9 protein-coding genes and 1 other RNA gene are annotated in these 12,319 nt (G+C 60.5%); 3 read left to right on the plus strand and 7 right to left on the minus strand.

Annotation, left to right across the window (positions count from 1 at the left end; genetic code table 11):
- Window positions 1-69: 69 nt before the first annotated feature.
- Both EGX79_07680 and EGX79_07685 read right to left on the minus strand, forming a co-directional pair.
- On the minus strand, window positions 70-3,252 hold the full coding sequence (locus EGX79_07680; protein AYX82077.1) for a bifunctional [glutamine synthetase] adenylyltransferase/[glutamine synthetase]-adenylyl-L-tyrosine phosphorylase: 3,183 nt from the start codon (window positions 3,250-3,252) through the stop codon (window positions 70-72).
- Window positions 3,253-3,314: 62 nt separating this feature from the next.
- The gene (locus EGX79_07685; GenBank protein ID AYX82078.1) at window positions 3,315-4,655 is read right to left on the minus strand and encodes a glutamine synthetase; all 1,341 of its coding nucleotides are present in this window, start codon (window positions 4,653-4,655) and stop codon (window positions 3,315-3,317) included.
- A 122-nt stretch (window positions 4,656-4,777) separates the two neighbouring features.
- On the opposite strand from EGX79_07685, the gene panB reads away from it, so the two are divergent.
- Together panB and EGX79_07695 are read left to right on the plus strand one after the other, a co-directional pair.
- A complete protein-coding gene (gene panB / locus EGX79_07690) occupies window positions 4,778-5,605 on the plus strand; it encodes a 3-methyl-2-oxobutanoate hydroxymethyltransferase (GenBank protein AYX82079.1) in 828 nt (275 codons plus the stop codon).
- Between the two features lie 30 nt (window positions 5,606-5,635).
- A complete protein-coding gene (locus EGX79_07695; GenBank protein ID AYX82080.1) occupies window positions 5,636-7,459 on the plus strand; it encodes a CHAD domain-containing protein in 1,824 nt (607 codons plus the stop codon).
- Between the two features lie 10 nt (window positions 7,460-7,469).
- On the opposite strand, the gene EGX79_07700 is transcribed toward EGX79_07695, so the two are convergent.
- On the minus strand, window positions 7,470-7,673 hold the full coding sequence (locus EGX79_07700) for an SPOR domain-containing protein (GenBank protein ID AYX82768.1): 204 nt from the start codon (window positions 7,671-7,673) through the stop codon (window positions 7,470-7,472).
- 263 nt (window positions 7,674-7,936) lie between these two features.
- Between EGX79_07700 and EGX79_07705 the strand changes: the two genes are divergently transcribed.
- Complete coding sequence (locus EGX79_07705; GenBank protein AYX82081.1) at window positions 7,937-9,100, plus strand: hypothetical protein; 1,164 nt, start codon at window positions 7,937-7,939, stop codon at window positions 9,098-9,100.
- A gap of 11 nt (window positions 9,101-9,111) precedes the next feature.
- Here the strand turns inward: EGX79_07705 and rnpB are convergent.
- The 4 genes from rnpB to EGX79_07725 all read right to left on the minus strand — a co-directional run bounded on the left by rnpB (window position 9,112) and on the right by EGX79_07725 (window position 12,262).
- An RNA gene (gene rnpB / locus EGX79_07710) (RNase P RNA component class A) lies at window positions 9,112-9,576 on the minus strand.
- Between the two features lie 59 nt (window positions 9,577-9,635).
- Window positions 9,636-10,325 carry a histidine phosphatase family protein gene (locus EGX79_07715; protein ID AYX82082.1) on the minus strand — a complete coding sequence of 230 codons (690 nt, stop codon included), beginning with the start codon at window positions 10,323-10,325 and terminating at the stop codon, window positions 9,636-9,638.
- A complete protein-coding gene (locus tag EGX79_07720) occupies window positions 10,326-11,069 on the minus strand; it encodes a hypothetical protein (GenBank protein ID AYX82083.1) in 744 nt (247 codons plus the stop codon).
- Between the two features lie 5 nt (window positions 11,070-11,074).
- Entirely contained in the window at window positions 11,075-12,262 is a 1,188-nt protein-coding gene (locus EGX79_07725; protein AYX82084.1) for a Nif3-like dinuclear metal center hexameric protein, read from the minus strand.
- Between the last annotated feature and the right edge of the window lie 57 nt (window positions 12,263-12,319).

Consider the following 12,319-nt stretch of genomic DNA (forward strand, 5'->3'; position numbering starts at 1 on the left):
AAGACAAAGGCTGCACCCCGCTGCCACATATTGAGCCTCGCAGCGAGGTTCGGCAGACCTCTGCCCGGTCTACTCGTGGTCGGGGTTCTCCTCACCCCAAAACACACGATTGACGACACGGCTGGAGTGACGAGTTAGACGCAAATAGTGCTCAATAAAACCGTTGGAATCCGATGCCTCCCACCCCGCCGCACCGGCGACCTGAGTCAGCTGACGCCCCGGCTGGGGCAGCTGATCCGTGCGCTTACCACGGGTGAGCACCAGCGCGTTACGAGCATTCGTCGCCATCAGCCAGGCATCCCGAAGTGCGTCGGTATCCTCCGCATCTAGAATTCCGCGGTCTTTCAGCACTTCCAGACACTCCAACGTCGAAGTGTTGTGCAACTCCGGCACCTCGTGGGCATGCAGCATGGTTAGCAGCTGCACAGTCCATTCAATATCGGTCAGTGCACCGGAACCGAGTTTGGTGTGGGTACGCCGATCAGCTCCGCGAGGCAGCCGCTCGGAATCAACACGCGCCTTCATACGACGGACATCGCGGACCATCTTGGCATCAGCTCCGCCCTGTGGGTACCTCAGCGGATCGATGGCCTTAAGGAAGCGGGTGCCCAGGTCTTTGTCGCCGGCAATCCAGGTAGCCCGTAGCAGTGCCTGAATCTCCCAGGTTTCACCCCAGCGCTCGTAGTAGGTCACATAGGAATCCAGGGTCCTGACAATCGGGCCCGAGCGTCCTTCTGGGCGCAGGTCCACGTCGACCTCCAATGGCGGGTCCTGGCTTGGCTTTGCCAGCCGACGACGCAACGAGTCACAAATCCTGGTTGCCCACTTGACCGCCTCGGAATCGTCGACAAGCGGCGCTCCATCGGCGTCCTTGCGGGGTTCACAGATGAACATCACGTCGGCATCGGAGCCGTACCCCAGTTCAGCACCGCCGAGTCGCCCCATACCAATCACGGAGATAACGCCCGGGACCTCCGAGTCAGGATGCTCCAGCGACCATGCACGGATTTCGGCGGCAAGGGCAGCTTCGAGCACGTTGTCCCACACCATCGACAGAGAGTGACAGACCTCTTGCACATCCATCAGTCCGAAGAGATCTGCGGAGGCAATGCGCGCGAGCTCTGCACGGCGCAACGCACGTGCCACACCAATGGCCTTAGCTGGACTGTTGTGTCGGGCAGCCGCTGCGACCAGCGCACGCCCGACTGCATCGGAGTCGGTATTCAGAAGCTTCGGCCCAGATGCACCGTCGCCGAACCGTTTAATTACGTCCGGCGCACTCATAATCAGATCAGACGCGTACGGCGAAGAACCGAGCACACGCATCAGCCGTTGGCCGACGACGCCCTCATCGCGCAGCGTACGCAGGAACCACGTTTCGTCGTGGAGCTTCTCAGAGAGCTTGCGATAATTGAGCAGACCCGCGTCGGGGTCTGGCGTCGACGATAGCCACTCCATCAGCGTCGGTAGCAGCATCGCCTGAATACGCGACTTGCGCGAGGTGCCCGCCGCCAGCGCAGAAAGATGCTCGTAGGCGCGATCCGGGTACTGATAGCCCAGCGCGGCCAGCTGGCGCTTTGCCGCATCGGCCGAAAGCTGCAGGGTTCCAATGTCCTGCTCCACCACGGAGTTCAGCAGTGGACGGTAGAAAAGCTTGTTGTGCAGGGAGCGGATCTGTGAGCTGGCCAGTCGAACCTGCTTGGCCAGCGGTTTGCTGGCATCAGTGCCGCCCTCACCGACGATGCCAGAGGCGCGACCGAGCCACTGAAGAGCTTCGGTGTCGTCGTCGGCAGGCAACAAATGCGTCCGCCGCATCTTTTGCAGCTGCAGGCGGTGCTCCAGCAGACGGACGAACTCGTAGGCGTTAATCAGCGCGGCACCGTCTTCGCGACCGATATAACCAGCCTCGACAAGTGCGTCGAGTGCCATCACAGTTGGCAGCACGCGGAGGCTATCGTCATAGCGACCGTGAACCAGCTGCAGCAGCTGCACCGCGAACTCGACATCCCGCAGACCACCGCGACCGAGTTTGAGCTCTCGGTAGCGAAGCTCTTCGGGGACGTTTTGGACCACGCGGGCGCGCATGCGCTGAACATCATCGACGAAGGATTCCCGCTGAGAGGCGGTCCACACCATCGGGGCCAGAGCATCGATGTATTCACGGCCCAGCTCGACATCGCCCGTCATCGGACGCGCCTTCAGTAACGCCTGGAACTCCCAAGTTTCGGCCCAACGCTTGTAGTAAGCGACGTGGGAATCCACGGTGCGTACAAGTGCACCCGACTTGCCCTCCGGGCGGAGATTCGCGTCGACCTCAAAGAAGCAGTGACAAGAAATCCGGATAAATTCACTGGCCAAACGAGTCGCTCGGGCATCCGCCGGCTCTGCGACGAATATGACATCCACATCGGAGATGTAGTTCAGCTCTTCCGCACCGCACTTACCCATGGCGATTACGGCCAGGCGTGTTGAGACCGGCGACGAAGGAAAGACCTGCTGAACAGCCACAGACAGTGCAGCCGTCAACGCTGCATCAGCCAGATCACTGAGTGCCTCCGAGACCTGACGGAATGGGACTTGTGGCTGTCCCGGACGGCGAGGACCCCGTGGGTACGTGCCAGCCAAGTCGTAGCACGCAATACGCATAATCAAGTCGCGGTAGGCGCACTGCATCGCAACTTCGGCCTCACGGCCGGTAAGCTTCGCACGGTACAAACCGGGGCCTTCAAGCGTGGCGGGCGCAACGACGGGCTTGCGATACTCCGGATCCTCCTTCTTTTCCAGACTGGCCTCATCAGTGAGTTCAATGACCTCTGGCACAGCCCCGACGCTGGAGAGCATCTCGCGGAACATGTCTGCCTCAGTTGGAAGCTCGGCTTGGAGCAAAACCCACTTTTTTGGGTGTGCGACCAGGTGATCGCCCAGTGCACTCGAGCCTCCGAGCAGCGCAAACATACGCGTACGCAGCGGCACCTGCTCGCGCATGGCCTCATCTAGACCGGACCAGGTGGCCCAGTCCTCCAGCTTTCCCTGCTGCTCCAGCTCGTCGAGAGCGCCTTTCAGCCGCACTAGCGCCATGAGCGCCAGCTTGGGGTCGCTGGTTCCGGCAAGACCCCACAACAGATGTAGGGACTCCTCGTTGTACCACCCCAAATCTTCCAGGTCAGCCCGCGTCCGATCGTCGTTACGCAAGCCCAGCGCTGCGGGCCGCGGCACTGATTGGCGAGATGTGCGAGGTCGATTCATCACCATTGAAACTGGTCACCCAAAAAAACAAATTAAAGACGAAAAAGGAAGGGGGCGGTACGGGGAAACTAGTAATCCAGAGTTGTGCGCAGCTCCCACTGCGTCACCTGACGCTGGAACTCGCGCCACTCGCGCCACTTATTGAGCAGGAAGAACTCGTAGACATGGTCACCGAGAGCATCGGCCACCAGATCGGAGCGTTCCATCTCCTGCAGCGCCACCTCCAGGGATGTCGGCAAATCGCGGTAGCCCATCGCACGTCGTTCCCGCTTGGTCAACTCGGAGATGTTGTCCTCTGCCTGCTCCGGAAGCTGGTAACCCTCCTTAATTCCCTTCAAACCGGCGGCCAAAATCACCGAGTAAGCAAGATACGGGTTACAGGCCGAGTCCAAGGAACGAATTTCCACCCGGCGCGAATGTGCCTTACCCGGTGAGTACATGGGCACACGCACGAGAGCCGAGCGGTTGGCCATGCCCCATGTCGCGGACGTCGGAGCCTCATCGCCAAATGCCGTGCGCTTGTAGGAGTTGACCCACTGATTGGTCACAGCGGAAATTTCGCTGGCGTGGGTCAGAATGCCGGCAATGAAACCCTTTGCTGTGTCCGAGAGCTGGTTTTCATCATCCGGGTCATGGAATGCATTGGTGTCCCCTTCAAAAAGGGAAATGTGCGTGTGCATGCCGTTGCCCGGCAAGTCCTGGAAAGGTTTCGGCATGAATGTCGCCTGCACACCATTTTTCATTGCAATCTGCTTAATGATGTAGCGGAAAGACATCACGTTATCCGCCATAGTCAGCGGGTCGGCGTAGCGCAGATCGATTTCCTGCTGGCCCGGCGCGTTTTCGTGATGGGAGAACTCCACAGGGATTCCCATGTCTTCCAACACCGTGATCGCTTCTTGGCGAAAGCGCGGTGCGCGGTCGTAGACCGCCTGGTCAAAGTAACCGCCATTGTCCGTTGGCACCGGCGGCTTTCCATCAGTAGCCAGGCTCTCTACTAGGAAAAACTCAATCTCCGGGTGGATGAACGCGTGGAAGCCCTCGTCGGCAAGCGCCTTAATTTGGCGGCGCAGCACCTGGCGTGGATCTGCCCACGACGGCTGACCGTCGGGCATGACGATGTCGCAGAACATGCGCGCGGACGTGATTGTGTCTTCTTTATGCAGACGCGGCATGACCTGGAACGTCGAAGGATCCGGTTGCGCGATAGTGTCAGCCTCGGAGACGCGGGAAAAGCCCTCCACCGCGGAGCCATCGAAACCAATGCCCTCTTCAAAGGAGCCCTCGAGCTCAGCCGGTGCGACGGCAACGGACTTCAGATACCCCAAAATGTCGGTAAACCACAGACGGATATAACGGATATCTTGCTCTTCGATTGCGCGGAGGACGAATTCCTGCTGACTGTTCATACTTTTCAACGTTACCCAGGTGCCCGGATTCGCGGTACACATTTTGACCATCCGGCGTGGCTAGCCAACTGCCGCACCCGTGCCATAACCGCTGCCCTCGTGGCCTCGAATTGCGGGTGACTATGGCATGCTCTATTGACATGAGCGGAAAAAAGATTCGTCTGAATAATCTGGCCGAATGGAAGGCTGAGTCTCGCCCCTGGGCAATGCTGACTTGCTACGACTACTCCACCGCGCGCGCTTTTTCCGCCGCCGGTGTCGAGCTACTGTTGGTCGGCGACTCTGCAGCAAACGTTGTCTACGGCTACGACACCACCACCGAGATCTCGCTGGAAGAAATGATCCCGCTTGCGCGCGGTGTCGTCCGGGGCGCTGGCAACGCACTTGTTGTTGCCGATCTACCCTTCGGCACTTACGAGGCCTCCGATGAGCAGGCCGTGCTGTCCGCCGCGAAGATGATGCGCGAAACCGGCGCACACATGATTAAGATTGAAGGTGGCGTGCGCATCGCTCCGCGCATCCGTGCGCTGGTCAACGCCGGCATTCCGGTCATGGCGCACATCGGTTTCACCCCGCAGTCCGTCAACGCGCTGTCCGGTTTCAAGGTCCAGGGGCGCGGTGCGGGGGCGGACCAGCTGCGTGCCGACGCCCATGCGGTAGCCGATGCTGGTGCCGCGGCCGTGGTCCTTGAGATGGTGCCTGCGGATCTGGCCACCGAGATTACCCGTGAGCTATCCATCCCAACCTGTGGCATTGGCGCTGGTAACCAGTGCGATGGCCAGGTTCTCGTCTGGCAGGATGCCTTTGCAGTTCCGGCCGATGGCCGCAGGCCGTCGTTTAGTTCGGTGTTCAAAGAGGTCGGCGAGATGCTGACCAAGGGAGCGAAGCAGTATGTCGACCAGGTGCACTCCCGCGAGTTCCCTACTGAGGCGCAGAACTTTTCGGGTTAGCTCTTCGATTCGGGGGTAGAATTAGTGGTTATGGCATCTAAGTCTGGTTCTAAGTCCAAAACTCCAACTGCGGCGTTGGAGGTGGAATCTAAGTTCTCAGCTACCCCAGAAGTGGTAGCCCCATCGTTCGATTTCGTTCCACAGGTTGGCTCCACCACCACTGAGGTGCGAAATCTCTCCGCGATTTACCTGGACACGGCGGACCTGCGTCTGACCCGGTCCAAGCACACTCTGCGTCGCCGAACGGGCGGCCCCGATGAGGGGTGGCATCTGAAGGCACCGGGTACCGGCGGTCGCCTCGAATATGGCGTTGGCCTGGAAGAGGGCTCTGTTAACGGTGAAGGCCGCGATGCTGACTACATCGTGCCTACCGAGTTGCTTGCCCCCGTCCGCGCAATTGTGCGCAATCACCCGCTGCAACCAATCGCGCAGGTAGACAATGAGCGCCACGTCACCACGGTGTTTGCCCTCGATGGCACGCCCATGGCGGAGTTTGCGGATGATCACGTCACGGCGACTTCCTTCCTCGATGGCGGCGAAACCACTACTTGGCGTGAGTGGGAGATTGAGCTGCTCGGGGATTGGGCAAATCACCCGGACGGTAAGGCCGTAATGGCAGCGATGTCCAAGGTCGCTGAGGTGGCTGGCGCCGTGCCGTCGGAAAGCCCTTCGAAGTTGGCGACGGCGTTGGGTGACTCCATCGACTCCGCTCCCCTGCCGCCGGTTCCAGCGAAGCTGCCGAAGGGTACTCCGGGGCGCACTGTGGTCGATGCGCTGGCCGCTAACGTGGCCAAGATGGTCGAGTACGACCCGAAGGTACGCCGCGATGAGTTTGACTCGGTGCATCAGATGCGCGTCGCCACTCGTGAGCTGCGCAGTCATATGCAGACCTTCCACGGCATTGTTGTGGGCGATAAGGTCGCTGAACTGGAGGGCAACCTCAAGCAGCTGGCGGGTGTTCTCGGCGTGGCTCGTGACGCTGAGGTCGTCGCTATGCGCTGGGAGGAGCTGCTGGCCAATCGCGAAAGCGCCGCTTTGGGCGAGGAGCTGCGTGCGAATCTCGTCGAGGATGTCCAGAAGGACTACGACCGCGCTCATCAGCGCGTCATTTTCGCACTCAATTCAAGCGAGTACCTGCAACTTCTCGACGATCTCGATGAGTTCCTCGCCAATCCGCCAATTGCCGCAAATGCGGACGAGGCCGAGGCTGGGGAAAAGAAGTCTAAGAAGAAGGACGAATCGCTTGTCGACGGCGCGGAGAACGCAGCCGCAGAGGATTCTTCGGCAGCCGACTCCGAGGTCGCGGCTGAGGCTGATACTGCAGCCGCCGATGCAGCAGCTTCCACGACCTCAGACAAGGCCGCACCGGAGAAGGTAGCGGCACCGAAGGAACTCGACACCACTGCGGTGCTGCTCGATCACCTGCGCAGCGCGTTTTCGAAGTTCCGTCGTCGCCACAACCTGGTACTCGATGGCCGCGAGGATGCTGACCTGCCAGAGGCAGATTTGGACGAGCGTTACCACGATGTCCGCAAGGCTGCGAAGAAGCTCCGCTACAGCGCGGAAGCTGCTCAGAACGCGGACCTGCCGACCGAGAAGCTCTATGCTGCCTGCAAGAACCTGCAGTCGGTTCTCGGTGACTTCCAGGACACCTGTACTGCGCGTGACTTCGTGCTGGCTCGCGCGAAGCGTGCCTCCCGTGCGGGCAGGGACACCTTCGGCTACGGCGTGCTTTACCAGATGGAGTACTACGACGGTCTGAAGGCCCTGACTGAGTACGACGATGCCGTGGCAAAGGTTTTCAAGGCCTTCCGCAAGATGGAAAAGAAGATTAAGAAGGGCAAGAAGGCCTAAAGGCAAAGCCTTATTTCTCAGCTACGCCCCAGTCGTCATCTTCTTCATCCCAGTCGTCGGCCGCCTTGTTGCGCTCGGCGACTTTTTCCATGGCAGCGCGGGCTTCCTCCTCGGAATCGTAGGGGCCCATTCGGTCGTCCCAACCGGTTTTCTTCCCCTGAAATACCGTGCCCGTCGACGGCTGGTAGTACCACTTACTGCTGTTGTCGCTCACGATTTTTCTCCTCTTCCACATCGAGAACATGTCGAGTTATCAAGCGGTTCTGCCACCGCCAACTCCACACATAAGCAAACTTGCAGAGAGGCAACCATTTGCCTGCCATGTGCGCTGCGGCGACATAAAATCCCAGTATATAGGTTTGTCACTGTCCCCCGAGCCGGGTATTATCGACGGAATTGTTCACCTTAGAACACAAGCGTTGAACGCGAACACTGCACACCAGCACTATGAGTCCGATCTCTGGAGAGGTTTCACCCATGCCCGCCGCACCCGCTGTCGTAAACGACGTCTTCGATGCCGTCGGTTCTAATGCTTCAGTTGCATACGCCCCGGGTTCCATCAACCTGTTGGGTGAGGACTGCGCGTCCTCCGGCGGCATGCTCCTAGCCACCGCCATTCCGGCCTATGCTGCGGTCGGTATCGAGGAAATCGACGAGCAGCAGCTCATTGTCGTGTACAAGCGCGAAACTACCAAGATGGATTTCCCGGATAGCGTCCCCGCCGCTTTTTCCCAGGTGCCGACCGCTGTCGCGGCTGCCATCGTCGCATTGCAGCACTCGCTGCATCTCGTTCCGCGCAATAGCAACGGCCTGAAAGTCACCATTGCCTCCACTATCGCGCCAGGTCGCGGTTTTGGAGAAATTCCGGCAATTCAGTGTGCCCTCGCACTGGCTCTCAATGCGCGTTTTGGCGACCGCGATGATGTGCCTACCCGCACGCGTATTGCCACCGCTCTCCACGAGACCATGGTGCAGATTAAGGGACAGTCGTGGCCGCTGTACCCCTACACCACGGCACTGCGCAGCCGCCCGGACAGCCTGCTATGCATCAACCACTCCGATGAGGCAGTCACGCAGACGGCGTTCCCGCAGTCGTTGGCACTGACCGTCGCTTACTCCCCCGATGTCACCGGCGGTTCGCCCGACGAGGAGCGCTACGAGTTCTTCCAGCAAGCCTGCGCCGCTTTTGGCGTGCCGACTCTCGCTAGCCTCCCCGACTCACAGGAGCGGGTCGCGGACTGGGTGCGTGCTCGTCACGAGGTGCACCCGGACGACGAAGACATCCCCACCATCGGCCGTGCCATTCAGTGGCTTGACGAAGCCGACGCATCCTCCGACCGTGCCCGCGCAGTTATCGGCCACATCCGTCACAGCGATATTCAAGCAGCCATCGCAGGGGTTTCGCGCGATGTCAGTGAGCGTGGCTCCGCGCCGTCGGCAAGCTCTGTGCTGGGGCAGATTTCCGAGCTGACCGACACCATCGACTGCGAGAAGATTGCCCGTTGTGCGCCATGCCCGGGTGCGTCGCTGGTGATGTGGTCCCACGTCGACGACGCCGATCGGATTGCCTCCGCGCTTAACGACGGCGGTTCCGAGACCATCCGCGTGGAGAACACTGCGGCCGGCGCGGTGGTCGAGTAATAAAGCTTGTGTGAACGAGTCGGCCTATGAGCCGGATTCTGTCCCTCGGCGCTCCTTTCGGAAAGCGCCGGGTGGCGATCATCCATCTCGGTCTGCCATTGCTGACAGCCTGAAGCAGCACACCCGCGAGTATCGGACGGGCAGCCCTCAAACACTCGCGCACGCGCACGACGAAGCATGCGCGATTTTGCCTTGCTCCTGGTGGGGTTTACCTAGCCGGTGCAATCACTTGCCCCGCTGGTGCGCTCTTACCGCACCTTTTCACCCTCACCGGATCTCCACAGCTTTACGTCAAAGACATCGGCTGTGCGCCCGGCGGTCTATTTTCTGTGGCACTATTCCCGCAGGTCACCCTGGGTTGCTGTTAGCAACCACCATGCCCAGTGGAGTCCGGACTTTCCTCGACAGCGGCCTGGACACACTCTGTAAAAGAGGCGTCCGGTTCCGTTAACTGCCGCGATCACCCGGCCGGCTCGCTCGAATGGTTAGTGTACCCGCCACAACCGCAATTCAAATAACCCGCCGTGCTCGGCTGCTAACCACGCAGGTAGCTGGTGTCGTTAATCAGCCGCACTGATGTCGGCCCATCTGCGTAGAACTCCGCGATGGAGAGGCTGGCCAGGTCCAAGTGCAGGCGAGTGAAGATTTCAAAGCCGCAGCCGAGCCCCTGGCGCAGCAGCGACTTGATTGGCGTGACATGGCTGACTACCAGCACATCCGAGGCACCGAATTGTTGAGCGATGCGCTCACGCGCGGCGCTCACTCGGCTATCGACCGTGCGGAAATCCTCCCCCTCCGGTGGCGCCACGGCCGGATCCGCAAGCCAGGAACTGTGCAGCTCAGGGGTGGCGTTGTGAGCCTCGGAGAAAGTCATGCCCTCCCACTGCCCAAAGTCGGTCTCGCGCAGATCCTCTTCAACGTGGATGTCCAGCCCGAGCGCTTTGGCTGCCGCCTCTGCTGTCTGCTGTGCACGACGCTGTGGAGAGGCCACAATCGCCGAGAAACTCATGTTGCCGCTATCGACCAACGCCGCCAGGTGACGTGCTGCCGCTTCCGCTTGCTGTCTGCCCACCTCTGTCAGGTCGGGGTTCGAACGGCTTCCCGAGTACTCCCGGCGAATCGACATTGGCGACTGCCCATGGCGCAGCAGCACCAACCGCGTGGGATCTGTAGTCGCACCCGTCCAGCCCGGCGCGCTATCGCGCTTGTCTGCAGCCTGGCTCATTTACGCGCCTTTCACCGCTCCCAGCGTTTCCGCACGCACAATCATCGCGCCACATTCAGGACAAAACGTCACTTCTTCCGGCGCAAGCGTGGTGAATTCATGCACGGTTCCTACATCGAGCTCCATGAAGCAGGAACCGCAGGTGCGTCCGTTTAAGCGGGCAACGGGGATGCCGTTAGCAAGCGCTAGACGACGGTACAGCTTGGCTGCCGAACCATCAATAAGTTTGTCAGCCTCTTCGATTCGGGTCTCAGCGATGGAAATGCGCGCAATGAGGTCAACCTCGGCGTCGTTAAGCCTTTGCTTGGCGGCGACGATGTCATCGTGCGCCTCGTCGGCGTCGTATTCGTGCTCAGCGTCGACCTGATAGGCCTCCTGCATGCGCTCGTACTGCTGGAGTTCCTGTTCAGCGCGTTCGCGGCGGCGCTTGGTGGAGCGCAGGTCGTGCTCGAGGTCACGGCGCGTGGATGCGTCTTCTGCGGCACCGAGCGACAGACGATCAGCCTTTTCGCGAGCCTTCAGCTTGTTGATGTCCGATTCCAGCTTGGCAATATCGCGGCCGATATCGGAGGCGCTGAGCTTGGAGCGCGCTGCCTCACTGGCCTGACGGCTGTGCTTTTTGCGCAGCTCCTGCAACTCGGCACGCTCGGGCAGAACGTTCTGGCGGGCGGTGAGCCCATCCAACAGAGTTTGGTTTTCCGCCTTTTCCAACATCGCAACTTGGATTTGTGGACTAAGCCTCATGGTCTTCACTTCCTTGCCTGTGTCGACGATTCTGCCACTGTCCAGGGATCGGTGCGCACCTCAAGGACCTCGGTCGCGACCCCGAGCCTCTCGGCCAGCATGTCTGCGGCCTGGTAGCACCAGGGGAACTCGCTGGCCCAGTGAGCCGTGTCCACCACGCAGAAGTCCGCGGTCCGCAGTGTCTCATCGACAGGATGATGCCGCAGGTCAGAGGTAACGAACGCATCGACGCCCATCTTTGCCACAGTGTCCAGGAAAGAGTCACCTGAACCCGATGCGACGGCAACCGTGCGAATCATCCGCTCCGGATCGCCTGCGCCACGCACGCCCCATGCCGTTGCAGGCAGGCGCTCAGCCACACGGGCGACGAAGTCTTTAAATGGCATCGGCGTATCCAGCGTGCCCACTCGCCCAATGCCCACAGCCTGCTGCGGATCCAAGCCGGTAGCCTGATTGTCCACGATATCGAAGGCCGGCTCCTCATACGGATGCGCTGCAACGAGAGCCTTGACAATCGCCGCGCGCACGGACCGTGGCGCGACCATCTCCAGGCGCACTTCCTCGACATACTCAATCTGCCCCTCGGCACCGATGAAGGGATTCGCCCCGCTCAGCGGGCGGAACTGGCCGCGGCCGTTAATGCGAAACGCACAGCTGTCGTAGTCGCCGATAGTGCCCGCGCCCGCCTCAAACATGGCTTGCGCGACCTTATCGACGTGATCTGCCGGAACCTTCACCGTCCAGGTATCCAAGCCGGGAGCCGGCTGCGGAGCCAGCGGCGCACCCGGTTCAACTCCGAGCACCGTGGCCAACTGGTCGTTGACACCCGGTCGGGCGCTGTCAGCGTTGGTGTGCGCTGCAAAAAGAGCTACACCTGCCCGGATCAGCTTATGAATAATCCGACCCTTCGGTGTATCCGCCGCCACGGAATTCACACCACGCAGAAGTAGCGGATGGTGCACAACAAGCATCTGAGCACCGGAGGCAATCGCGCGATCTGCAACCTCGTCAGTGCAGTCCAGCGCCAACGCGATACGACGCACCTCATCCTGCGGGTCACCGCAAATCAGGCCAACTTTATCCCAGCTCTCCGCCAGTGCCGGCGGGTAGGCCGCATCCATCGCCGCGCGCACGTCGGCAACGGTCACCACCGTGTTATTGCCCTCGGCACGGGTCTGCGCAGAGTCCGTCATACATCCATCCCTTCAACATGCATTTCTCTCCAGCTTCTCTTCCAGCGTAGTGAACTC

Origin of the sequence: Corynebacterium jeikeium, from assembly GCA_003955985.1 — a bacterium.
Taxonomy (GTDB): Bacteria; Actinomycetota; Actinomycetes; order Mycobacteriales; family Mycobacteriaceae; genus Corynebacterium; species Corynebacterium jeikeium_D.

Coding starts and splice junctions, on each gene's coding strand:
- EGX79_07680 (AYX82077.1), bottom strand. CDS start 3,252: ATGGTGATGAATCGACCTCGCACATCTCGCCAATCAGTGCCGCGGCCC.
- EGX79_07685 (AYX82078.1), bottom strand. CDS start 4,655: ATGAACAGTCAGCAGGAATTCGTCCTCCGCGCAATCGAAGAGCAAGAT.
- panB (AYX82079.1), top strand. CDS start 4,778: ATGGCATGCTCTATTGACATGAGCGGAAAAAAGATTCGTCTGAATAAT.
- EGX79_07695 (AYX82080.1), top strand. CDS start 5,636: ATGGCATCTAAGTCTGGTTCTAAGTCCAAAACTCCAACTGCGGCGTTG.
- EGX79_07705 (AYX82081.1), top strand. CDS start 7,937: ATGCCCGCCGCACCCGCTGTCGTAAACGACGTCTTCGATGCCGTCGGT.
- EGX79_07715 (AYX82082.1), bottom strand. CDS start 10,325: ATGAGCCAGGCTGCAGACAAGCGCGATAGCGCGCCGGGCTGGACGGGT.
- EGX79_07720 (AYX82083.1), bottom strand. CDS start 11,069: ATGAGGCTTAGTCCACAAATCCAAGTTGCGATGTTGGAAAAGGCGGAA.
- EGX79_07725 (AYX82084.1), bottom strand. CDS start 12,262: ATGACGGACTCTGCGCAGACCCGTGCCGAGGGCAATAACACGGTGGTG.